We start from the raw sequence: 24,334 nt of genomic DNA, 5'->3' as shown, positions 1-24,334 counted from the left end.
TGCACAGTAGTAGACAGCATCAAAACTATTTATTCTTCGTCTTGCTGCTCGTCTTTTTCCAACACACAGCGGAATCGTTCCACACCCGGATACAACTCGCCCAAACTATAGACCACGAATCCCGTATTTCGATAAAACTCCACCGCTTCCACATCGGTTTCTGCGATCAGTCTGTCGGGATTATAGTTTGCCAGCAGCTGTGAAATCATGCCCCGACCATAATTTTTGAAACGGTTCTCCGGCAGGACTGCGATGTGATGAATGGTGATCTCACTGGTTCCTGTACGCTCATATCCAATCAGACCGATCAGCTGGCCTTCGTCTCCATAACCTTCCAAATGCAGCTCGTCCTTATCAACATACTGTTGTAACGCACGATTCAGCTGATCCGGGTCCGGAAAGACCGAGTAGGACAACAACTCCTGCACTTCCGGCTCCTGTATGCGTGATTTTAAATCAATTAACACCCTGATTCCTCCTATCAACTTGCTTGATGCCGTTATCGTATTGTAGTCGTTAGACTTTAAAAGTTCAAGTCGTATGCCGTTTCAGCTCCGATTGGAGTTCAGACGTGATACCTTCAGGCACCTGGATTTCTGCCAAATGATATGCATCCAGCAGTGCACCGCCGATTGCCGGCAGATTGCTGGTTATGTAATGAATTTTTGGCCCTCCTAGTGTATAGGCTGCTTCCAGCCCCTTTCGAACAGCCTCCACCATATAAGGTGTACTTAAACAACTTCCAGTGAGTGTCATGGACACCTGTTGATCATCAAAACAGGACGCAATCATAAGAATACCCACAACAGCCGTATCCGCTGCCGATTCACATACTCTGACCGCAAGAGGAATATTCAGCGCGGCTGCTTCGGTCACCAGGGGAGCCATTTGACCAAACTTCCGATTGATGGCCTGTCTATTTTCAGCAAAACCCGCTACGCCGAGCGCAGCAAGCTCTGGAATGGAAGTTACATTCCAATACATTAATACACGCTCGATGAAGAGTTGATCCTGTAGCTCATAACGTCCTGCAAGGATGGAATGCACCGTGTCATAAGCCAAAAATCGTGCTGCTGTCGGTGCATAGTGCCCGAACTGATCATTGCGAAGCCACGTCCCCTGTCCCGTTTTACCCAGAATCAGAGAACCTGTGCCTCCAATGGCTACAATGCCCGGCTCACCACCAAAAGCTGCCGTATGTGCGATATGGGTATCATTTACCGCGCTGATCCGGCCAGAGATCCCTGTTTGGGCCAGCAATGCTTCGGCCCAGAGCGTATCTTCAGGCCGATCCAGACCTGCCATCCCCGCCTGAATGGAGGCAATCTGTTCCACTTCTAGCCCCGCTCCGCGAATGGCTTCAGTAATACCGTCCAACACATGCCGTTCTGCATTGGCATCATGATAGCGGTTGCAACCACCCTTTTGCACGTACGATAAAACCTTACCGTTCTCGTCGGCCAAAGCCACACGTGTATGGCTTCCCCCGCCATCCATCCCAATCACATATGTACTCATTCTTTTCCCCCATGTTCTGGTGTGGTGATTTCCCATGTCCCATGTGCTTCTCATGATGTTCCTATTGAGCTACCGAGTAATACATCTGCCGGGACCTCGCTACTTGATCCCGGCAGAGCTGCTATTGCTTCTGTGCAGCGAAACGAAGCAGTTCACAACGGAACTGGGTCGGTTCATCATATTTTTCCTCTTCAATCGTCTGTGTCACATGTTCCTGAAGCAGAATATTCCAATCCCTATAAGCATTCTCCAGCAATGCGATAGCCTCAGCTGTGGGCAGATTCAATTCAATCAATGGTTCAATCTCCCGGCCTGTGTTGATTTCCTTCTCCTCTACACTCGTACTCATCGTGATACAATGAATGCCGCCTGTACGGGTTCCCACTTGTAATCGTTCAATAGCTTCTACCAAGGCTTGTTTATTTGAAACATGTTCCAGGCAAGAGCAAGCAGCAATATAATCAAAATGATCCGGCTTGACAGCGTAATGCTCAACATCCGCTTTCTCTACTTGCACAATATGATCAACCTGATATTCTTTCGCATATTTGCGGAGTCCATCTACAGCCTCGTCCAGCAAATCCACGCCGATGACTTCACTGTTCGTTTGCCCGAGACGCTGTGCAATCGGAATCGTATGTCTGCCTACACCGCATCCCAAATCCAGAACACGCAGCTCCGTCTTGTGGGCAAGCAGACGCTCCAGCATGTCCATAACCATAGGCATGGGCCTCGACATCCAGGTACCGGACGCGAATAATTCATTATTCTGATAGAAGTTGGAATGGTAACCCGCCTCTGCTTTCCTTGCAGCCTCAAATTGTTCATTTCCCATAAAGGCACCTCCATAGTTTAGAAGTTAATCGTGAATGTCCCCGAACCTGCGAACAGAGTAATGGTTAGAATAACCATCACTACAAATGCCCCGGTGACGAGCAGTTTACCTGTGTCCCGCTTATACATACTGTCATTAAATAACATCACGCCGCCAATGACTATGGCTACCGGAGGAAGAAATAATGTCATCAGAACAAGCAACACAATTGAATATTGATCCAACACCGATTCTTCATATTCCGGCATGTATGGTTGGTCAGGCAAAGCTGTTTTGGTCACAACAAGATTGCCGCAGGATTTGCATTTGAACTCATCCTCTGCCATTTCTTCATGACAAAACGAACAAACTCTAGGTGTACGTGACATCTCTCACCTCCCCTTTAAGTACATCTTCTACTTAACCCCAGGATGCTTTATTGGAATCAGATGAATGCTGCTGACAATTCCTTGTCTAAAGAAACATATGTCCAATATGGAACGATCTAGCATGCTTTACTTGTATTTCGCGGGTACCGGAGAAGAATGTGACAGGTTCTTCATCAAAAAGGATTCAAGTATCTCCTCGTATCGGGTACGATCCACTTGAAACGCAGTTCCATGCCCTGCACGGGGAATGGTCAGCAGTTCCTTTTCCGTTGGACAAGCCTCATATAGCCTGTACACCATTTCAGTCGGTACAAACGTATCCGCCTCACCGTGAATGAATAGAACCGGAACGTGAACGTTGGCAAGCTGATTTAGCGCTGAAGCCTCTCCGAAGAAGTAGCCCGCCTTCCACCTGGAGATGAGGCTGGTAACAGGAATAAACGGAAATGCGGGCAGTTTGTATAACTGTTTGAGCTGGAAAGTCAGCTCCTCCTTCACTGAGGTATAAGCACAATCAGACACGATGGCCCTCACCTGATGCGGTAGAGCTTCGCCTCCAGTCATCAGTACGGTTGCTCCTCCCATTGAAATTCCGTGCAGAATGATCTGCGTCTCGATCCCGACCTTGCCGAGAACCCATTGAATCCATTGAACATAATCTTTACGGTCCAGCCAGCCAAATCCGATGATGTCGCCTTCGCTTTGTCCATGACCGCGATCATCCGGCATCAGCACGTTAAAGCCCTGTTTTTCCGCATAAAAGCGAGCAAAGCCCGCCATTTCCCGACCCTTTCCGGAATAACCATGCGCCAGAATAACCGTGCGACGCTGTGATCCGCCCTTTGACGGAAGCCAAGTTCCATGTAACTTTAAGCCATCATGCGATTCAATGCGAACCTCTTCTGTTTGCTGCTCGCCAAGCCACGCCAGATCAGAAGCACTACTAATGATCTCGTTATCTGGTTCGGGCATCAGGTTAGGATTATCAACCAGAAATGATTTTGGAGCACGCCGAATGGCCGTTTTGAAGAAGTAAAGTCCACCTAACCCTAGTATAGCAAGAACAATTAGCACCAGAATCGCAAAGCCATATACGAACATGAATATTCCCTCTCTTTCAGTCAAGCTTCCACGTGAAACATATATGTATATATCCCATAAAGCGCAAAAGGGCTGCAATCCTAATGCTACGTAAGACTGCACACCCATATATGCCTGACTACTATATATAAAATAATTCCGATCCTCGCCCATTCTCCTAAATGGAACCTATCATTTTATCTGTTGTTATTCACTTCCTCCAATGCAGAACAGGCTTCCATGTACGCAGGTAACAACACATCCAGTAATGGCTCTGCCTTCATGGACTGTCCTTCCTTGGCGAATTGCTCGATTTTGGCAAACAACGTGGATAGATATTCAATGCCAAGGCTTAGGCTCCCAGATTTCAGATCATGAGCAGACTTCGCTGCAGCTACGTGATTGCCAGACATGATATGTCGCCGCAGTACTTCGATTTTGCCCGGTGTTTCGTCGCGGTACATATTCAGCAACATGCCAAGCAGGGTTGGATCACCCTCACTGCTTAACTCCGCAATCTCACTCACGATAGTCATATTCAGCACCTCTTCGGACTCGGACGAATGTATCCATTTCTGAATCATGTTGTCCAGCGTTTCCAGCGTAAAGGGTTTGCCAATAAAATCATTCATTCCAGCTGCAAGACATTTGTCCTTCTCTCCATCCATCACATTTCCTGTCATGGCGATTACCGGAATGGGATGACGCATTTCATCCTGTTCCATGGCTCTGATTTTGCGTGTCGCCTCCAGCCCATCCATCATCGGCATCATATTATCCATCAGAATCAGGCTATACTTTTTGCTGAGGAAAGCAGCGACAGCTTCTTCCCCGTTTGAAACAGAATCCACTTGGGTAATGCCGAGCTTTTTGAGTTGCATCAGCACCACTTGCCTATTAATGACGTTATCGTCTGCAAGCAGGATGGACACAGGAATAGGGTTTTCAGTCTGATCCTGACTCTCCTGAGAGTGGTTCTCGTCATCTCCTGAAGTTGCTTTACTATGCTCCGTCTTGCCAAGCGGAATCTCGAACCAGAACGTAGATCCCTGCCCTTCCTGACTTAGCACACCGATTTGCCCATTCATTAAGGTAACCAACGAACTGCAAATCGACAATCCCAAGCCAGTTCCCTCATACTCCTTGGAGCGCCCTCGCTCCGTCTGCGTGTAGGGTTGGAATAACGTTTTCTGATCCTCTTCAGCAATACCAATGCCTGTGTCTTCAACCTCAAATCTTATATGCTGGGCTGCCTCACACTCTTTGACGAGGGCTACCCGGATCCGTACAGCTCCTTCAGTCGTAAACTTGTTTGCATTCTGAATCAGATTCATCAAAACCTGAGTAATGCGGGTAGAATCACCTTCAAGTACAGTACAGATGCGGGGATCATAATCGAGCGACAATTGATTTCCGTTCTTTCTCACTTTCGGTTCTAGCATACGAAGAATAGTGTTGAATATGGATTCCAGGTTCACTTCAGCTATCTCAAGTCGCATCTGTCCCGCCTCCAGTTTGGAGAGGTCCAGAAGGTCTTGAATCAGTTTAAGAAGCATTCTGGCGGCCTCCTGAATAACAGAAACCGATTTTTGCTGTTCATCCGTCAGAGGAGACATCTGCAGCAACTCCGCCATGCCCAGAATACCGTTCAGCGGAGTCCGAAAATCGTGACTGATGACTGCAATGAACGAACTTTTGGACTCACCTGCTGCCACCGCTTCACTTCTTGCCGCTTCAAGACTGGCATTATTTTTGGAAAGCAAGCGCTGCAGAGTAACCAATTCATTATTCATCTCTGAGAACTGACCCAGAATTCGCTCTTCCTGCTCTTTGCTGCGGATGATCTGATCGGATAACTGTTCAATCGTTCTACGCAATGATTCTATCTCGCCGTGCTCGCCGTGTTCATTAGACATTACATCATCTCTCCTAATCGCGAATCATGCCCATAGCGTGTACGGTTGATGGCTGTGTCAACAGATGCTCTGCAACTTCAACAGCTTCATCCGCTCCTGGAGCATACCCGTCTGCCCCAATCGTTCTCCATAACTCCTGATCAATATTAAAGGGGTAACCCCCTACCATAATTTTCACATGTGCCGTTGCAGGATGATTACGAATGAATTGGATAAGTTCTTTTGCAAGATGAAGATGATACGTCATGGTAACTGAAATCGCAACCACATCACCTCGATGGCGCTCAATCGCTTCAACTATGCTCCCATTGGGAACATTAGCCCCCAGATAGTAGGTGTCCCATCCTTCCATCTCGAACACATCTGTGAGCATGCGTAGTCCAATCTCATGTTGCTCGCTGCCTACACATGCTGCCACCATCTTTTTCTCCTGACAGGCATCCGTCAACCAACGAGGATATAAGCGCGACATAATCGCCTGGGTCGCAGCAGTACAAAAATGCTCCTGTCCCACACTGATGTGGTTGTGCTGCCACAATCGGCCAATTTCATACTGAACAGGCTGAAAAATGTACCGATACATATCACGAATGGCGGCCCCGTCTTCCAATTGTGCTTCAATAATACGTGCTGCCTCTTTCCGGTCGCTGTCCAGCAATGCTCGAAGATACGATTTCGCTGCCACACCATAGGGCATAGCGTCGTTTATATAGCTGGGTAATGTCTCGGTTTGTTCCATTCTGAAGATGCCCGTGTCCAAATAATCAAGCACAAGCCCTTTAGATGGATTGTCGATTTCTTCTTCCACGGTCTGTTTGATCAGTTTAAGATTTATTGCCAGATCCTCGGTTGATACGTTATAACCCGCCAAAAGGACTTTTAGCCAGGAAATATAGTGGTTAAACAGATTCGGACTCTTTACAAGTACACTCTCTGCCAGATAATTCAAACTATATAAACAATCCTGTTTGGTACGCATTCGTCCATTTTCGCCAAAGCGCTTCATGAGGTCCGGCTGCAAAGCATACTGCTTCTCCGTTATTTTGTCAGCCAAGACCTCTGCCTGCTTCAATAAGTGTTCTCCGACTTCTTGATGAGTCATCTATCATCCCTCCTCCTGCCACCGTCTCTCTCAATCTGTACATCCCTTGTACCATCATAACCATGATTGAGGTCGGTCAGCTGCTGTTCGGGATATCATTCGGATACAACTTTATATGGTTATTATACATGAAGCTATGAATGAGCCTAAAAAGAGTCCAGTGATGATTTACAACAATTTTCCTATAAATTGAATGGTCCTGCAAGTGATTTAGCAAGGTCTTCGCTCGTTTTTTCGACAAACAAAAAACTGACCCGCACTATTTGCGCAAGTCAGTTTTCCCCTCAGCAGCGAGTCCAAGCTTCTTTAATAAGCGAATCGCATCAGCCTTTTCGGATGGTTCCAGCCCATCCACTGCATCAATAATCACCTGATGGTGCTGAGGAAAGATTTGTGTAAATAAATGTCTTCCTTCCTCCGTCAATTCAGCGTATATAACACGCCTGTCTTCCTTGGACGCCCGGCGAAAGAGCAAGTTTTTATTCTGCAACTTGTCCACAACATACGTGATATTTCCGCTGGACATTAACACTTTTTCACCGATCTTTTGCAAGGCCTGAGGTCCTTTATGATATAACAAATCAAGTACGCCAAATTCAGTCGTATTTAGACCATGACTCTGGATATCCCGGTTGGACCTGGATGTTACGGAATTATAAGCGCGGGCGAGAACCACAAATAATTGTAAAGACAGTTCCCGATTGTCCTCCTTGTTCGGCATTTCGATAATCCTCCATCAGTTGTTTACATTTCGACCTGCGTCTGAAGCTCGCATCTGCTCCCACTCTTCGCGCAGCATTCCCATACGAATCGAATCATAATGCTTGCCGTTCACGATGCGGCATCTGCGCATGCGCCCTTCTACCTGTAATCCAGCCTTCGAAGCTGAACGCATCATTCGTTCATTACCTGACCATGTCGTCAAACCAACCCGGGCCAGTGGCATTTGCTCAAATAAGTGACTGGACCACATTTGAAGAACTCGTGTGCCGATCCCGTGTCCCCATTGGGCTGAACGATATAGCACAATCCCCATTTCCAGCCACATGGATGGACGGTGTTCCCAATAATAGCTGATTGTGCCAACTATTCGACCATTCAGCTCAATAATTCGAATCGAAGACGGCTCGGAAGTGCCCTGAGTCGCGTCCAGTCGTTTAAGCAAGCTGTGTTCAAAATCTTCGTAGCTCTCGTGCTCAAGAGCGTAATAAGGCGCATCCCATTGCTTCCATTCCGGTTCAACTTCACTGTAGATCAATTCATAGAGTTCAGACAAATCCTCTTTCTCTATACTCCGGAGGACAAGTTCGCCGTCGATTAACGGGTTTTCACTCATCTATGCAACGACCTCCTTTTCCGTTCAGGAATGATGACGCTCATCGATGCTTCCATCTTCTTTCGCAAGAATGACAATGTTCGCCATATGAATAAACAGTCCATTATCGACAACACCCGGAAGCATATTTAATTGAACATTAAGTTCGGCAGGATGATCTATGACTTCCATGCGGCAATCCGCAATGAGGTTGCCGTTATCCGTAAGATAACGTCGATCCCCGTTCATACGCCATTCCGGTCGGCATCCGAGATTCTCAAGCGCTTGGAAAGTCCACTCTGATGCAAATGGAACTACTTCAACCGGAAGCGGGAATTGGCCCAGTTTTTGTACCGCCTTGCTGCCGTCAGCCACAATAATCAGTTTGTCGCTGTTTGCAGCCACAATTTTCTCCCGCAAAAGGGCCCCGCCGCCACCTTTAATCAGGTTGAACTCGGGGTCAACTTCATCTGCACCGTCAATGGTCAGATCCAGACGCCCGATCTGGTCGAATGGAACAATAGGAATCCCCCACTCTCTAGCGAGCTTGTCCGATGCTTCCGAAGTGGCTACAGCCTGAATGTTCAACCCTTCGCGTACCCGCTCGCCGATTCGGCATATGGCATAATACGCCGTTGACCCTGTTCCCAATCCAACCTTCATTCCATCTTCAACGTATTCTGCCGCGTGCTCAGCTGCTATCTGTTTAAGATTCATCTATAAACCCCCGCCTGCTCATGATTTAGGAAATGCATACTGTAATTATTATAGATAAAACCGCTTCCGATGTATATCCATGCCTCCCTTAGCCCCTTGGAAAACTTGGCCGAGTTCTCTGCTTTCCATCGCTCAAAGATTTTGTTTATGTATGATCTTGGTTAGATTAAATTCCAAATTAAATCACATCCCCTAAGCCTCATGTTCATTACGTTCTTTTTTAATGTTTAAGGATGAAATTTAACCCACCATGATATAGAATACAGAATGAAACTAAAAAATGGGAATTATTCTAAATAAACAGTTCTAAATACCTATGTATTACTTCATATGTCCATAAATACGTAAAATATTAAAAAAGTTTTAATGAAACTATTCAATTTAACGACATTTCATACGACATATTAAGTATAGATGTGTTTTAATAATTAGACACCTATGGGTATCTAGGTAAAAATATCTCTACATAGCGACTACCAACCCAAGACCATGGTCGCAGATTACACCTTTGGAGGGGATCGCAACATGATTTAAATTGTTACACAAGAGCACCAATTAGATGTTTCTAAACCAAAGAAGATCAGGAGTGGACTGTAGTGAAATCATTAAGTTGGAAAAGTATGTCATTTTTTTCTAAAAATCTGTTACTCTCATTTACGAACATCATCATCATCGGTGTGGCACTCATTGCCAGCAGCTACTACTTTCAAAAAACGATTCTTGTAGATCAACTGCATGGACAAGTGGAACAAATCACCAAAAAGTGGGCGGAGGGTATCGACTCTACCGAAGTACAAGCAGCAATTGCAGAAGGTAACTATGACGGAAAAGTACAAACAAAATTACGTGCTTATTTTGATGAAATGCAACAATATTATCCCAACATTGCACAAGCCTACATCTTTGGTGTCGAACTTGGCGGAGACAATAAGCGGTTAACTTCCCTTGTCGCCATGCCGACCAATCTGAAGGAGGCTTTTCAAAGCGAGAATATAAATATTGGCGACATGTATGAACAGCCCGTCGTTGTAGCGAACGCGTTGAAAGAAATGATGAACACCGATCGCCCGACATTCACTACATTTTATTCCGATGATTTCGGAACCTGGACAACCATTGCGTATCCGATCAAGGATAGCAACGGCAAGATTTACTCCTATTTTGCCATCGATGCAGATGCATCAGCGGTACCAGCCGGATTGAACAAATTGCTCAAGAACGGAATTATCATCCTGGTAGCATTCCTGCTGTTGTTCCTGATTATCCAATATCTTGTTGTCAAAAACACACTCTCCCCTATCCGTCACCTGATCAAAGGGATTGATGACGTAAGTCGGGGTAATTTGAATGTCAAAATTCCTACTGGCAAAGACGATCTTGGAATTGTGAATGAAAAGTTCAATGCCATGGTGCGCAAGATCAACGACACTATCGTCAAAGTGCAAATCACTTCACAAGAAGTTAACGAGTCTGCCAAGGAACTATATGAAGTCTCTGAAAGAAACAGCGAGAATGCGGATTCCATCAATAACAACGTTTCTCAAATTACGTCCAACATTCGTGCACAGGAACAGGCCACCCGGGACAGTGCCCGTGCGATGTCCGAGATGGCTGTCGTCATTCAGACGATTGCCAGCAGCTCAGCGAGTGTAGCAGACGAAGCCTATGAAATGGAACGCCGTTCACAACAGGGAAACAGTGTTGTGCGTCAGGTATCCGAGCAGATGAATCTGATTACGGAATCTGTTAAAAACACCGCTTCTGCCATTCAGGTTCTGGAGAGCCGCTCCCAGGAAATTGGCGATATTCTGAATATCATCTCAGGCATTTCCAGCCAGACCAATTTGCTTGCACTAAACGCATCCATCGAAGCAGCACGTGTTGGTGAGGAAGGCAGAGGATTCGCAGTCGTAGCTGGTGAAGTACGTAAACTGGCTGAGCAGTCCGAACAATCCACAAGCCAGGTGGCTGTACTGATTCAGGAGATTCAGGCTGAAATTAGACAGGCCGTTCGTGCAATGGAACAAGGTACCTCCGAAGTAGATACGGGACTTAGTGTAGCCCATCAGACCGGTCAATTGTTCGAAGAGATTCTGGAAGCAGCCAAGAAAGTATCCAATCAGATTCAGGAAGTATCAAGCGCTACAGAAGAAATCTCTGCAGGTACAGAAGAAATGACCGCAACAGCAGATGACTTGTCTGCCAGTGTGAGCAAGACAGCTGACAACAGTGAGCGGATCTCTTCATCTGTTGATGAGCAAAAAGCTTCTCTGATTACACTTGTTGATTCCTCTACTCGTCTAAACACCATGTCTGAGGAACTGCAAGAACTGATTTCTCATTTTAATGTAAGTAAATTATAATTCAATCCACATTTGAACGGTTTGAACCAAGGAGGAACAACTGAAGTGGTCGAAAATCAATCATCGTCTTCCCATACCATGGAATCTGGCCTGCCGGTTCTTCAGATTCCACTGGATTATGGGCGCCGTCAACAAAGCTTCTCTTATGAGTCCGCTCATATTCCATTAGAAACGTCGCTAAGTCGGGAACTTCATCAAAAATATGGATCAGAAGACGTTTACCCTGCGTTATTGTCTGCGTATGCAGCATTATTGTTCCGTTTATCAGGTGAACAGGAAATCGCCATTGGCACACTGGCTCCAGATCATGCTGCTTCCCGTGTGTTGGTGCAGATTCAGGGCAAGTTAACTTTCAGTGAGCTGATGCGTCAGATTTCAGATCATCTCCAGCTCCATAATTTGCTTCAAACCAAAGAAATTCCGGAAACCCTGTTCATGTTTAACCGTGTACAGCTGCCTCAGGCTCCTCAAGTGTTAAACTGGAACATTCGTGATGATCAGGATATGCTCATTCTGGATCTGTTCTACGACAGTTCACTTCTGAATGAATCCACGGTCACAAGATATGCAGAGTATTATCGGACTCTTCTTCTCGCCATGTTGCGAGATCAAAATAAAGCAATCGGTACAGTGGACATTTTGTCCGCTTCAGACCGGTTGTTATACAGAGAAATGAATGACACCACCGTTCTCGAACCAGAGCATCAGACGATTCATGGCTGGTTTGAAGCAACAGCAGCCGAATATCCTGAATCACCGGCAATTACTTCCCCAACCGGTCGTTACACGTATAGAGAGTTGAACGAACGTGCCAATCAGGTTGCCCGTGTGCTGTTATCAAACGGATTGCAAAAAGGGGAATTTGTCAGCATCTTTATGGAGCGGAGCCTGGAAACGATTATTTCTTTGCTCGGTATTCTCAAGGCTGGCGGCGTGTATGTTCCTGTCGATCCTGAGCATCCACAAGAACGAAACAGTTATATTGTCGAAGATACAGCTTCATCATTTGTCCTGACCAAGGAGTCCTCTTTACCTGAAGCCGCACGGTTATTCTCAGGTATTCCTACGGTTCGCCAAATTCTGGCCGTGGACGGACGCCTGGCCGGATTTGCAGCAAGCAACCCCAATCTGGATATTCAGCCAGATGACTTGGCATATATCATCTATACCTCAGGGTCTACCGGTAAGCCCAAAGGTGCACTTATTGCCCATCGGGGTGTTGCCAATCTCGGTAGTGTCGTGCAACGGGATTGCGATATTAAACCAGGTGACGTATTAACCCAGTTTGCTACATATAGCTTTGATGCATCGGTGTGGGATACGATTGGCGCCTTGTTCTACGGAGCAGAGCTGTACCTGTTATCGGCGGAAGAACGTGTATCCGTTGAAGAGTTTGCGAGTGCAATTGAACGAACAGGCACAACGATTATTACGATACTGCCTACCATCTTTTTCAACCAGCTTGCTTCCTTCCTGTCGGACGAAGGTTTCCACAAGCTGGCCAAAGTCAAAATCATCACCGTGGCTGGAGAAGCTCTCTATGGAGAGCAGGTTCGTGCCTTCCAGCGCAAATTCGGCAATCAGATTGATATCGTCAATGTATATGGTCCTACGGAATGTACGGTAGCAACAGCGACTCACCGAATTAGCGAGCAAGTTCCGGACAGTGTCGTTAACATTCCAATTGGCAGACCGATTCATAATTATAAAGTGTATATCGTCAATGAAGAACAGCAACTCTGCCCGGTAGGTGTGCCGGGCGAGGTGTATATCGCAACACCAGCACTCGCCAAAGGTTATCTGAACCAGCCGGAGCGCACAGCACAGGCGTTCATTGATAATCCGTTTGCCATCGATGAGAAAATCTATAAGTCTGGCGATATAGCCAAAATGCTTGATAACGGATTGCTGGAATATGTCGGGCGCAGCGACTCACAGTTAAAGATTCGTGGTCACCGGATTGAGATCGGGGAGATCGAAGACCATTTTGCCCGTCTGGATCAGGTTCAGGATGTCGCCGTCATTCCCAAGAAGGAATCCGATGGTCAAAACATGCTTGTAGGGTACTTTACATCCAAAGATGGCAGTACACTTTCCGTTGCTGACATCAAAGCCGAGCTAACCGAGAAGCTCCCATCCTATTTTGTACCTAAATGGATATGTCAGCTGGATGAAATGCCGATTGCACCAACAGGAAAAATCAATCGCAAAGCGATGGTGTCCCTCCCCCATGTAGAGCGTCATGAAGATCGGCCTGATCGGGTGCTGCCGGAGACGGAAACCGAAGCGATTATCCTGGAAGCCTGGAAAGAAATTCTTCAGCATGATGACTTTGGTGTGGAAGACAGCTTCTTCGCCATTGGCGGCGATTCACTTCGGGTCATCCATGTGCTGGTCATTCTGAAGCCGCATTATCCGCAGCTGAAAATTGCCGACTTTTTTGCCGAGAAGACGATTCGTGCCCTGGCACAGCGTGTGGAGACGCTGGCTCACACTGCAGAGGAAACGACTCACTCACCAGTAAATGACGGGGTGATTACCCAATTATCGGAACATCCTGTAGAGCTTTCATCTCAGATTGGATATCCGGAAATTCTGAATCCCGAGCATGTGCTCCTGACCGGGGCTACCGGATATCTCGGATCCCATGTGCTGCAACAGCTGATTCTAACTTCGAATACACGTATCTATACTCTTGTTCGCCGCCCTGCAGACGGAAGCTCTGCGATGGAACGGCTGAGCAGCGTAATGGAAGGTTACTTTGGACCAGAAGTGCTGCCTCTCCTCGGATCCCGCGTCGAGATCATCGAAGGCGATCTGGAACAGCCGAATCTTGGTCTTTCAGCGGAGCAGACGACTTACGTGCAAGAAAGAATAGACCGGGTCATTCATTGTGCTGCTGATGTACGACATTTCGGGGATGCAGCGCAATTCGCCAAAACCAATGTAGATGGAACCATTGCATTACTTAAACTCGTTCGCCACAAACCGGGTGCCTCCTTCCACCATGTATCCACAATGGGGATACCGGAAGATCTTGCACTCAGTGGACAGTGGGAGTCCTCATTGCAATATGACCGATTCCCTGCGGATCTGCACGTGGACAACCTGTACTCGGACAGCAAGCTTGAAGCTGAGAAAGTGCTTATGATTGCTGCTGAAGAAGGTGTACCTGTAAGTATCTATCGTGCAGGTAATCTGACCTGTCATTCTGAAACGGGACGTTTCCAATCCAACATTGATAGCAACGCCTTTTATCGTATGATTAAAGCGATGTTATTGCTGGGCAAGGCTCCGGCAGCCGACTGGATGGTTGATTTTACACCTATTGATTATGCGAGTCAGGCAATTGCATATCTGGCTTTACGTCAGGATACGGCTGGACGAGTATTCCATATCTGTAATCCGGAGCCTATCAGCTATGACGATCTGATCCGTTCTGTGAACCGGGCCGGTTATGAAGTGGAGACCCTGCCATTTGCAGAGTACACCAACTGGCTGTTCGATGGCAGTGTCAGCAAGGACCCTGAGGCGCTTCAACTGGCGATCGCCCAGCTTGAAGGAGACGGTGCCAAGGATTCTGCATACGTCTATGCCTCTCCTGTAACAACTGCCTATGTGGAACCAGCCGGAATCTCCTGCGCCAAAACGGATGATCGGTTCATCTCAAAAATGCTGGAGCATGCCATCGAGATTGGCTATTTCCCTAAAGCCGTCCGACCGCATTCGGGCACTTCTCCAGTGATAGAGTAAGACCAATAAAGTGAATGCATGTTGCATCCATGGATAAATACAAAGAAGCCACCTCAATGTCAGTGATGACGGATGAGGTGGTTTCTTTCTTCATGAAGACTTCTTAAATCCAGCGGATCAACGCAATGACAGCCAGATGAGCAGGATAAAAATAACGCCAAATCCAGCGGGGTCCTTTCAGACGGAACCCTGCGTTATAATACTGGGCAATTGCGATTCCTGCGGTAGCGACTACACTGTACATCTGAACGGAGCTGCTGTGCAGAAAAATATACAGTATATTTAAGAGCAGATGGGCCATCACCAGTACTGGTCCCTGGAAGTAACGGAACAACAATACAAGGAGCAGACCATACATCCCATAATCCATATGGGTGATCTCCATCACCAATCCTGCCCCAACTACAATCGGAATTCCCAATATACGGGCTGGCAGCTTATCGAGAACGAGCAATATAAGCAGTGCCGACCACAAGGTCCAGACCACATTCAACGAGTAATGATTAAAAGCCGCCATAAACGGCAATTGGGAGATCATGGCCATCCAGAACAATCGCCATATGTATGTTTTTACGTTGCGAGTATGTTTATAACCGATGTAAATGGCAAATGCATAGATTGGAAATGCAATCCGACCAATGATTCGCAGTTCTCCTACCTCCGGATAAAAAACGGCTCCTATATGATCAATCAACATGGTGATCATAGCGATCCACTGCATCATTTTGTGCTAATCCCTCCGCTTACCCTGACTTTGGGTTCTCCATACGTTTCTATACTTGAAGTTCATAATACATGAATCCGGTGTCCAGCGTATAGCCCTCCGACTCATATAATGCCTGAGCCTTCTTGTTGCTTATCGCAGTTGAGAGCATTATTCGAACGGCCCCACTCTCTTGCCCGCATTGCCTTGCGGCTTGCAACAGTTTTCGCGCAATTCCACGCTGGCGATGCTCCGAATGTACATACAGATCATTCAGCACCCAAATGGGCCTCATCGACACCGAGCTAAAGCTGGGATACAACTGCACAAATCCCGCGAATCCACTGGACAAAGGCTTGTCCTCGAAGCTGCTCTCATCTCCATCGTCTGTATTCACTTCGGATTCTGCAATCAAAATTACGGATTCCTTTTGCAACATTCGCGCTCTAATAAATTCATTAGCCCCCTTCCGATCTGTAGATTGATCGTAAAACATTCTGTATTCATTGAACAGCTGCGCCACTTCGTTAATATCGCCAAGCTCAGCCCGTCTGATCCGATAAGCCATCTTCTCAGCTCCTTCGAAATATAAAATCTTTTATTGATTCATTCCACCCTTTTATTTTAAAGCACAGCTAATCATCTCCCCATTCATGATCTGCATCAAAGTTTGTAATATATTTCGATAATCCAAACTAAAAAGTATATTTCATTGGAAGCGTCGCACACTATAGTCAGGTCACCGGCTTAGCATTATAGCATAGGGAGGAGGAACTGAAATGGAAACAGATAATATCTATGAACAGGTTAAAGCTCGTCTATTGGGTGTTGCCGACATGATCTATCAGCCTTTTCAAGTTGGACCCTTTCACTGTGAACTCCTCTATATTCAGTCTATCGTGGATACTCCTACAATGCGAGAAGCCATCATCAAACCGCTGCTTGAGGAGGCCTCACGAAATGAAATGGATCCCCTCTTCATCACTCGTGTCATGACCGGATCATTTTTCACGCTCAACAGCCATCACTCGGAATCAGCAGAAGCTATAGCGGATGATCTCGTGTCAGGTAATGCGGCCTTATATATCGAAGGTATTTCGGGCATGATTCATTTTGCTCTTCAAAATTATCAAAGGCGTTCGGTGCCCGAATCCACCAATGAAGTCGTGGTTGTCGGCCCTCAGGAAGCCTTCATTGAAGATATTCATGTAAATATGTCACTGCTCCGGCACAAAATCAAACATCCCGATCTCAAGATGATCAAATTCACCATCGGAAAATATACGAAGACCGAGGTATTCGTTGTATATATTCAAGGGTTATGCAAAGCGGATATTCTGGAAAACGTATTGGAAAGTCTCGGTAATATTGATATGGATAGCAGTTTGGGTGTGAGTTATTTGTCCGAATTTCTTGAGGACCATCCGCTCTCTCCTTTTCCACAATATCAATATACGGAGAGACCTGATACAGTTGCCGCAGCACTGGTTGAAGGGCGGATTGGGGTCATGCAGGACGGAACCCCCTTCTCCCTGCTCATTCCGGTTACTTTTTTCTCGTTGATGCAGTCATCGGAAGATTACTATCAACGATTTCATTCTGCGTCCTTTATCCGAATGATCCGCCTGCTGTTTGCCTTTATAGCCTTTCTGCTGCCATCCTTTTATGTCGCCGTAACTACATTTCATCCGGAGATCATTCCTACCAACCTGCTGATCACCATCGCATCTGCGAGAGAAAATATCCCTTTTCCCGCTCTGATTGAAGCGCTCATTATGGAAGTGACCTTTGAAGGTCTGCGCGAAGCAGGAATACGTATTCCGAAGCCGCTCGGTCAGACGGTATCCATTATTGGCGGAATTGTAATTGGACAAGCAGCCGTACAGGCTGGAATCGTATCAGCACCACTCGTTATCGTTGTTTCCATCACAGGTGTCGCCGCTTTCATCATCCCGCACTTCGAGCTGGGGCTGGCCTTCAGGCTGCTTCGTTTTCCGGTGCTCTTTATGGGTGGCACCCTGGGTCTCTTCGGCATAGTGATCTCGATCTATCTGATCTATTCGTATATGGTCAGTCTTCGCTCATTTGGCGTTCCATACATGCAGCCTTTCGCCCCTCTCATACTGCGTGATATCAAGGATACCATCGTTCGAGTGCCCTGGTTTCTGATGAAAAAGCGGCCGGCAGCCTACGTAGATACGGATGAGAAGAGGCAAAAAACCTGATGAAATATGGAGTGATGCCCCTCAAACTGATTGTCGTGTTGATGTGCGTTTTAATGTGCAGTGGCTGCTGGTCCAAAGTCGAAATTAATGAACGATCTTTTATAACCGCCATGTATGTGGATAAAGGAGAGAAGCCGGGTGAAATCGATCTTTCTCTAAGCATGCCACTTCCCAATCGAATTTCACCGGAAGGTACGGGTGGATCTGGAAAAAATCCATATGCGCTCGTTTCGGCAACAGCATACACTATAGCTGATGCTATGGAGAAAATCCAAACGGATCTCACACGCAAGCTTTCCTGGGGACACACACGTGTCGTGGTATTCGGAGAAGCATACGCCAGAGAGGGAATTCAAGATACGATGGAATGGATCTCACGTGAGCCCTTATTCCATCTGAGCAGTTACATCATGGTTGCCAAGGGCAGAGCCAGAGATATAGCTGATCTAACTCCCGTTTTTGAAGAAACACCAAGTGATGTTCTAAGAGAATTTGCAACCGAGGAAAATATGCTAAAAACGCAAGTAATCAGTGTACTTACCGCTGATAAAATGAACCAGGGCTTTGCGGCCCCCTTGCTGCAAAGCAGAGAAACTGCGATGGAAAGTGAGAATAATGCTCGCAAAAAATGGACCAGTCAGGTAGGGGCTGCTCTTTTTAAACAGATGAAAATGGTCGATTCTATTCCGGCTGAGGAAACGAGGAGCGTTGCCTGGGCCAATCGCAAATTGGATACCGTAGCCGTCTCCGTGGAAACCAACAAAGAAAAAGCGAGCATGACAGTCTACAATTTGAATTCCAAAATCAAGGTCAGGCTTGTCAATGGACGTCCTTTTTTTGACATTACTTTACTCGGAAAAGCAGAGATAAATTCCGTGATTCCCATCCTCAAGGTCAAAGACATTGTGGGTGTTCGAACGATTGAAAAGAAGGCAAATGAAAAAGTGAGTGCCTATCTAACACAGGCGATAAGAAAGGGGCAACGTAAAGAAGCCGATATTCTGATGCTCGGTTACCGACTGGAGTGGGCATATCCACGAATCTGGGAACAGCTGCGGCCCGTTTGGAATGAGTATGTCAAAAACGAATTGCAGTTTCAGGTTAATACCAAAATCAACATCCAGTTCGTAGGTTCGGAGTCCAGCTTCTGATAAGAACAGAGAAGGACAAGCGCAAGGCCGCTTAGGAGGAAAATAGAATGGTAGCTGTTGTTTTGTTTGCCGTGCTGTACATATTGGAGTGGCCCCTGATCAAGTCCAGCAAAAAGGGGATGAAACGGGCTTATTTCATTCTGCTGGCGATATTTCTGGTATGGAATACCCTCGCGGTCTCCGTACCGGGGTGGCCTAATCCCAATGATATCATCAGGCTGCTCTTCGGCTGGGCAGACCGCCTTTTGGGCTAAGGAAAGGAGTACGCCATGATCAAACTATCTGCCGGACAGGCCTACCGCTTTATGTTTGTCTTTCTATATTCCGCACCTATTGCGTTTTTGCTTCAGCGATTGTTCAAAATGAGCGGTTATCAGGGATGGTTATCCACGCTTGGCGGGTTCGCCATCAGTCTGATTCTTCTGTTTTTCACTTACAGACTGGGGGCTGTGCATCCGGATCGGCCCTGGATTGATTTTGGGGAAGAAATTGTAGGCAAGGTCATTCACAAGTTGTTCCTCGGTCTCATTGTGTTGCTGTGCCTGTATTTGATATCCATTGATGTGGAGAATTTCATCGTTTTTTTGCAATCCATGTACATGCCCGAGACACCCATCTGGCTAACAGCAACCATAACCGTTTTATGTATCAGTCTTTCGGCACGCTCAGGTTTGATTACGATCGTCTATTTGTCAGAGGGCATATTTCTGGTTCAAATCTTCACGTCCACTATTATCATGCCTGCGGTAACGGGCGGGGGGAATACGGATGTTCTGCTCGCCATGTTAACTCATCATGATCTGGGAGAAATTATCACAGGTTCGTTTTCAACCATGCCCTGGTTTTCTGAATGGATGATGTTTCTGTTCCTCGCCCCCGCTGTTGCTTTCAGACGTCCACTTTTGAGAAGTATGTTATTCGCAGGCTTAACGCTTGCGATATTTATTATCGTGTTCTGGATGTTTACCTTGATGAGTTTTGGACCGTATGAAGCCAGTAGTCTTCGTTATCCGCTGCTGGAGATGATACGTTTTGCCCGTTATGGCGATTTTCTGGATAATTTCGATCCTTTTCTGATTGCCATCTGGTCTACAACGATGTTTACCCGCAGTTCATTTCTGCTGTACGTAGCCTCCGTTTGCCTCGCCAAACTAACAGGGGTCCGTCAGAATAAAACAGTCGTCTATCTGCTTGCAGGAACGGCCGCCTCTTTTGTACTTCAATATGCAAAAGATGCGGCTGCCTATGAAATGGCTATTCGTTCTTATGCCATTGCTGCATATGGCGTGCTTATCGAATGTATGCCTATATTCTATGTTGTTATATACTGGATGCGTTTTGGAAAAAACAAAAAGGCGAGCAAAGCGTCTGCCACTCCCTCGCCGTGACTTGCATTTAGTACGATTCAGCCTTTTGTGCTTGCGGAGAGTCCGTTTCCGGGAAAATGACCCCTTTTTTCAAAATCAGATTGGCATACTGCGCGCGTTCACCGGTTGCGATGATTGCATAAGCTCGGGAAGCCCTTTCATAAAACGCGAAACGCTCTTCGTGATCAAAGGGGTCCGCGATCCCTTCATGGTCAAGAATCAACCTGCGGTAATCTTCCCAGATAATGGGTACCACCTGATCACCCTTGACAACCTGCATTACGGCTGCCGGCCGCTCAGCATAGGTATCCAGTGGATACAATGTTAGAATGGCATCCAGCAATTCCACGGTACCCAACCCATCACAGCGAATCAGTCGCTGGGCATGACTGGCTGCAGGGAAGTTGCCATCGGCCAATACCATCTCATCTCCATGCCCCATTTCAGACATCAGTTTCAGCAGTTCCGGAGGTATTATTGCGGGAATGTTTTTCAGCATACACAACTCTCCTTGGTCGGCTCCATGATCAGCTGGAGCAGATTCATCTTCGTAAGCTCACCAACATGTATCCTACATTTTTGCATACAGTGGCATTTCTATTTTATCAGCATTTCCAAAGCTTTGCATAAAACAAGTTCAGATCTGCTTTGACAAAAATAGTTGTTTGGCATATAGTTGTTATGACAAGTAAATGCATTGATAGTAATTTGCTAAAAGAAAGAGAGGATTTACATGGGGATGGACTACTCGCTCGACCAATCCATTGGATTTATGCTGGGCTTGACACACCGCAAGGCTTCGGCTTTACTCGCTATTCAATTCAAACCCTATGATATTACGACAGAGCAATTTTCTGTTCTGTTTAATATCGGTAAAGGCGAAGGGGTGAATCAGAAGGAAGTTGCTACGCGCGTCTATAAAGACCAGCCCACAACTGCACGGATTATTGACCTGTTGGAAAAGAAAGGCTGGGTTGATCGCCGTACCAGCGAACAGGACCGCAGAGCCTATTTGCTCTATTTGACCGAAGAAGGAAAAAAATTGCTTGATCAGCTGGTTCCGCTCGAAAGAGAAATGAATAAAAATCTTACTGAAGGTATTCCCGAAGACCAGATGGAAGCATTTAAACATACTCTTTCCCTCATGAACAGCAACCTGTAACGAATTTTACACCAGGGGGAATGAATGAATATGAAGTCAAACTCAACACAAGTCAAACTATGGACCACCGATTTTATCCTGCTCATGGTATGTAACTTTCTACTCTTTCTGCAGCTTCACATGATTGTATCCCCACTGCCTTCCTATGTGCAGGATCGTTTTCACGCCAATGCCTTTGAAGTCAGCCTCTTCACCTGTCTTTTTGCCCTCAGCGCCATTGCTGCCCGACTCTATTCAGCCAAAGCATTGGAGAAGGGTCTTCGTAATGCCATGATCTATATCGGCCTGACCGTTGCCCTGCTTGCCACACTTGGATATTACTTTGCAGCAGGTATTGCTGTCCTGTTATTGCTGCGCATGGTGTTCGGGATCGGATTTGGCATGAGTAGTACGGCCTTCCCAACGATGGCGTCGGATATTGTGCCCGTCAAACGGATGGGCGAAGGCATGGGTTATTTCGGCCTGTCTACCAGCCTAGCGATGTCCATGGGTCCCATTATTGGGGTAACGGTATTACAGGGCGCCGGGTTCGTGACACTGATGTTATGTACAGCAGGAGTTATTGCGGTCATCTATCCGCTAAGCTATTCGCTGACACGCAAGAAAGCTATCAGGAACAGTGTCGATGGGATACAGACTTCACCCGCTGGAACAGCTGCGGTGTCTGGCACGAAGACAAAAACTCCTTTCAACCGCAAGCTTGTTCTGCCAAGTATCCTGAATTGTTTACTGTCTATCACATATGGTGGATTGGTCGGATTTATCGTCCTTTATGGCAAAGAAGCCCATTTGGCTAACCCGGCGTTGTTCTTTTTGTTTAACGCTCTCGCTGTATTGTTGGTCAGACCCTTTGCAGGGCGAATCTATGACAGCAAGGGTCCCAAAGCTTTACTGATTCCAGGGGCCATATTCGTCGCAGTCGGATTGATCATTCTTTCCTATGCCACTTCCATGTCCATTGTGTTTGTTGCTGCATTTATATACGGAATCGGATATGGCTCCATGCAGTCCTCACTGCAAACGTGGATGATTCAGATTGTTTCTCCTTCACAGCGCGGTATGGCGAACGGTATGTTTCTAAACACGCTGGATCTGGGGATTGCTACGGGTGCCCTTTTGCTTGGTGCGATCGCCTCCATGACCAGTTATACGGATATGTACCGTTATTCTGTTATATTTATGATTATTTTTCTGCTGATTTACCTGATTCAGGGGAAACGAAGCGGAGGGTTCAGTGTGCCTGTTCATCCGCTTCTCTCTCATACACATATAGAAGCGCAGAATACGGGACAACATGAGAAGAACGAAACAGTAACCGAAGACGGCCTACCAACGGAACGGAAAAATAACGAATCCAAATAAAATGACGATTTCCATGGGAATGCGTCTACACTGTGAGGGAATTAGACTCCAGAGTAGACGCATTTTTTTATGTCTCATATTCAGAATGGACTTTTCTTTCTCCGCCCCTGTACATATTTGCTAGGCTGTTTGACATCATCATGATTACGTTCATGCTTTTTCTGTCCGGTACCTGAGTTGGGTTCATTCCCCTGATCCGGCTTGACTGCCAGCAATGTAAGTAACCCTCCTACCGCTCCGGACGCGGCAAGAATACCAAATAGAAGAAAGTGGTGGGATCCGATCAATAATGAGACGATTGGTGGACCAAGAGACACGCCAATAAAACGCATGCTGCTAAACAAGGCCGTAATGGTCCCGCGCTGTTCCTTGTCCACACCTTCAGTAACCAGGGCATCCAAACAGGGCAGTGTGGCCCCTATGCCCGCACCTCCAAGGGTGAACAAACCGACGACCACATATATATTGTCGAAAAGTCCGATAACGCCAAGAGACACAGTCAAAACAGCAAGTCCGATAAACCCAAGCCATTTCATTCTTGTCTTGTTCTTCCCAATCCATTTCCCGGCAAGATAAGACGACAGACACAAGGCTGCCAACGGAATGGCAAGCACAAGACCTTTGAGTACGCCTTTTAATTTGAACTCCGACTCCAAGGTCTCCGATAGATAAAAGAGCACACCAAAAAGCACAAACATGCAAATACCGCCGATTGCAAAAATGGCATACAGCCAGCGTCCCTTTACTTTCAATACACTGCGAATGGAAGCAATAAACTCACGAAAGCTTGGCGGTTCCTCATCTTTCTTCGGTGTTTTCACCAGAAAAATAACCAGGACCAATGACAGCACACAGAGTACCGGAATGGCCATAAAAGGCAAATACCAAAGCCACATAGCCAGAGCTGCACCTAAAATTGGGCTTAATACTTTACCGAAAGTATTCGAGGTCTCAATGATCCCAAGGCTTTTACTCACCTCGTTTTCATCATCGAACATGTCTCCAACCAATGGAATGACAATCGGAAAAGCCCCCGCTGCCCCAATGCCTTGCAACAGCCTGCCGGCGAGAATGATCCAATATGCTGCATTTCCATTCAGCATCCAGGCTGCTCCTCCTGCAACCGCGCCTCCTGCTGCTGCAATGATGAGGCTGGGAATAATGACGGCTTTCCTGCCAAAACGATCAGACAGATACCCTGCAAGTGGAATGAGCAGGATTGCGACGACCGCATAAACCGTAATTAGCATGCTGACTTTGAATGAGGATACTTTCAATTCACGTTCAATTTGCGGAAGGATGGGTATCAGCATGGAATTGCCCAGCGTCATGATTACCGGGATGGAAGCAAGTGCGACGAGGTCCCACTTTTTGTCGTTCATACCTCAACCACCTTT

22 protein-coding genes are annotated in these 24,334 nt (G+C 46.6%); 8 read left to right on the top strand and 14 right to left on the bottom strand.

The genetic code is table 11. From position 1 onward, the window contains the following. Positions 1-29: 29 nt before the first annotated feature. From JNUCC31_RS26720 to rpiA, 10 genes are all read right to left on the bottom strand, one after another. Positions 30-467, bottom strand: coding sequence for a GNAT family N-acetyltransferase (locus tag JNUCC31_RS26720; protein ID WP_192266192.1), 438 nt, complete (start codon positions 465-467; stop codon positions 30-32). A 64-nt stretch (positions 468-531) separates the two neighbouring features. Further along, complete coding sequence (locus tag JNUCC31_RS26715; RefSeq protein ID WP_192266190.1) at positions 532-1,518, bottom strand: N-acetylglucosamine kinase; 987 nt, start codon at positions 1,516-1,518, stop codon at positions 532-534. A gap of 121 nt (positions 1,519-1,639) precedes the next feature. Beyond that, positions 1,640-2,353 carry a class I SAM-dependent methyltransferase gene (locus tag JNUCC31_RS26710; RefSeq protein ID WP_192266188.1) on the bottom strand — a complete coding sequence of 238 codons (714 nt, stop codon included), beginning with the start codon at positions 2,351-2,353 and terminating at the stop codon, positions 1,640-1,642. A 17-nt stretch (positions 2,354-2,370) separates the two neighbouring features. Further along, on the bottom strand, positions 2,371-2,721 hold the full coding sequence (locus JNUCC31_RS26705; protein ID WP_192266185.1) for a hypothetical protein: 351 nt from the start codon (positions 2,719-2,721) through the stop codon (positions 2,371-2,373). A gap of 126 nt (positions 2,722-2,847) precedes the next feature. After that, positions 2,848-3,822: an alpha/beta hydrolase gene (locus JNUCC31_RS26700; protein ID WP_192266183.1), complete on the bottom strand. Its 975-nt coding sequence runs from the start codon at positions 3,820-3,822 to the stop codon at positions 2,848-2,850. A 176-nt stretch (positions 3,823-3,998) separates the two neighbouring features. Then, positions 3,999-5,717, bottom strand: a complete 1,719-nt coding sequence (locus JNUCC31_RS26695; RefSeq protein ID WP_192266181.1) for an ATP-binding protein — start codon at positions 5,715-5,717, stop codon at positions 3,999-4,001. 13 nt (positions 5,718-5,730) lie between these two features. Further along, the gene (locus tag JNUCC31_RS26690; RefSeq protein ID WP_192266178.1) at positions 5,731-6,819 is read right to left on the bottom strand and encodes a cobalamin B12-binding domain-containing protein; all 1,089 of its coding nucleotides are present in this window, start codon (positions 6,817-6,819) and stop codon (positions 5,731-5,733) included. Positions 6,820-7,078: 259 nt separating this feature from the next. Then, on the bottom strand, positions 7,079-7,540 hold the full coding sequence (locus JNUCC31_RS26685) for a MarR family winged helix-turn-helix transcriptional regulator (protein WP_062321916.1): 462 nt from the start codon (positions 7,538-7,540) through the stop codon (positions 7,079-7,081). Positions 7,541-7,555: 15 nt separating this feature from the next. Then, positions 7,556-8,155, bottom strand: a complete 600-nt coding sequence (locus JNUCC31_RS26680; RefSeq protein ID WP_192266176.1) for a GNAT family N-acetyltransferase — start codon at positions 8,153-8,155, stop codon at positions 7,556-7,558. A gap of 24 nt (positions 8,156-8,179) precedes the next feature. Continuing rightward, entirely contained in the window at positions 8,180-8,851 is a 672-nt protein-coding gene (rpiA, locus tag JNUCC31_RS26675; RefSeq protein WP_192266174.1) for a ribose-5-phosphate isomerase RpiA, read from the bottom strand. A 620-nt stretch (positions 8,852-9,471) separates the two neighbouring features. Here rpiA and JNUCC31_RS26670 point away from each other — a divergent pair. Further along, complete coding sequence (locus tag JNUCC31_RS26670; protein ID WP_192273366.1) at positions 9,472-11,214, top strand: methyl-accepting chemotaxis protein; 1,743 nt, start codon at positions 9,472-9,474, stop codon at positions 11,212-11,214. 45 nt (positions 11,215-11,259) lie between these two features. Continuing rightward, a complete protein-coding gene (locus JNUCC31_RS26665; protein ID WP_192266172.1) occupies positions 11,260-14,967 on the top strand; it encodes a non-ribosomal peptide synthetase family protein in 3,708 nt (1,235 codons plus the stop codon). A 103-nt stretch (positions 14,968-15,070) separates the two neighbouring features. Here JNUCC31_RS26665 and JNUCC31_RS26660 read toward each other — a convergent pair whose 3' ends face one another. Both JNUCC31_RS26660 and JNUCC31_RS26655 read right to left on the bottom strand, forming a co-directional pair. Next, positions 15,071-15,691, bottom strand: a complete 621-nt coding sequence (locus JNUCC31_RS26660) for a TraX family protein (protein WP_228469264.1) — start codon at positions 15,689-15,691, stop codon at positions 15,071-15,073. A gap of 49 nt (positions 15,692-15,740) precedes the next feature. Then, the gene (locus JNUCC31_RS26655) at positions 15,741-16,238 is read right to left on the bottom strand and encodes a GNAT family N-acetyltransferase (RefSeq protein WP_192266170.1); all 498 of its coding nucleotides are present in this window, start codon (positions 16,236-16,238) and stop codon (positions 15,741-15,743) included. Between the two features lie 211 nt (positions 16,239-16,449). Between JNUCC31_RS26655 and JNUCC31_RS26650 the strand changes: the two genes are divergently transcribed. The 4 genes from JNUCC31_RS26650 to JNUCC31_RS26635 are packed head-to-tail and all read left to right on the top strand — an operon-like array spanning position 16,450 to position 20,434. Further along, a complete protein-coding gene (locus JNUCC31_RS26650; RefSeq protein ID WP_192266168.1) occupies positions 16,450-17,895 on the top strand; it encodes a spore germination protein in 1,446 nt (481 codons plus the stop codon). Then, on the top strand, positions 17,895-19,046 hold the full coding sequence (locus JNUCC31_RS26645; protein ID WP_192266166.1) for a Ger(x)C family spore germination protein: 1,152 nt from the start codon (positions 17,895-17,897) through the stop codon (positions 19,044-19,046). Before JNUCC31_RS26650 ends, JNUCC31_RS26645 begins: the two co-directional genes overlap by 1 nt. A gap of 47 nt (positions 19,047-19,093) precedes the next feature. Continuing rightward, positions 19,094-19,300, top strand: a complete 207-nt coding sequence (locus JNUCC31_RS26640; protein WP_192266164.1) for a hypothetical protein — start codon at positions 19,094-19,096, stop codon at positions 19,298-19,300. Positions 19,301-19,315: 15 nt separating this feature from the next. After that, positions 19,316-20,434 carry a GerAB/ArcD/ProY family transporter gene (locus tag JNUCC31_RS26635; protein ID WP_192266162.1) on the top strand — a complete coding sequence of 373 codons (1,119 nt, stop codon included), beginning with the start codon at positions 19,316-19,318 and terminating at the stop codon, positions 20,432-20,434. A 7-nt stretch (positions 20,435-20,441) separates the two neighbouring features. Here the strand turns inward: JNUCC31_RS26635 and JNUCC31_RS26630 are convergent, their stop codons facing one another. After that, positions 20,442-20,912 (bottom strand): RbsD/FucU family protein, encoded by a 471-nt coding sequence (locus JNUCC31_RS26630; RefSeq protein ID WP_192266160.1) that lies wholly within the window; start codon positions 20,910-20,912, stop codon positions 20,442-20,444. A gap of 240 nt (positions 20,913-21,152) precedes the next feature. Here JNUCC31_RS26630 and JNUCC31_RS26625 point away from each other — a divergent pair, with 240 nt between their 5' ends. After that, the gene (locus JNUCC31_RS26625; RefSeq protein WP_192273364.1) at positions 21,153-21,575 is read left to right on the top strand and encodes a MarR family winged helix-turn-helix transcriptional regulator; all 423 of its coding nucleotides are present in this window, start codon (positions 21,153-21,155) and stop codon (positions 21,573-21,575) included. Positions 21,576-21,605: 30 nt separating this feature from the next. After that, positions 21,606-22,937: an MFS transporter gene (locus tag JNUCC31_RS26620; protein WP_192266158.1), complete on the top strand. Its 1,332-nt coding sequence runs from the start codon at positions 21,606-21,608 to the stop codon at positions 22,935-22,937. Between the two features lie 80 nt (positions 22,938-23,017). On the opposite strand, the gene bcbE is transcribed toward JNUCC31_RS26620, so the two are convergent. After that, positions 23,018-24,319 (bottom strand): bacillibactin exporter BcbE, encoded by a 1,302-nt coding sequence (gene bcbE, locus JNUCC31_RS26615; RefSeq protein ID WP_192266156.1) that lies wholly within the window; start codon positions 24,317-24,319, stop codon positions 23,018-23,020. Between the last annotated feature and the right edge of the window lie 15 nt (positions 24,320-24,334).

It is taken from the genome of Paenibacillus sp. JNUCC-31 (assembly GCF_014844075.1).
Classification (GTDB): Bacteria; Bacillota; Bacilli; order Paenibacillales; family Paenibacillaceae; genus Paenibacillus.
This window is presented reverse-complemented; position numbering and strand designations above follow the sequence as displayed.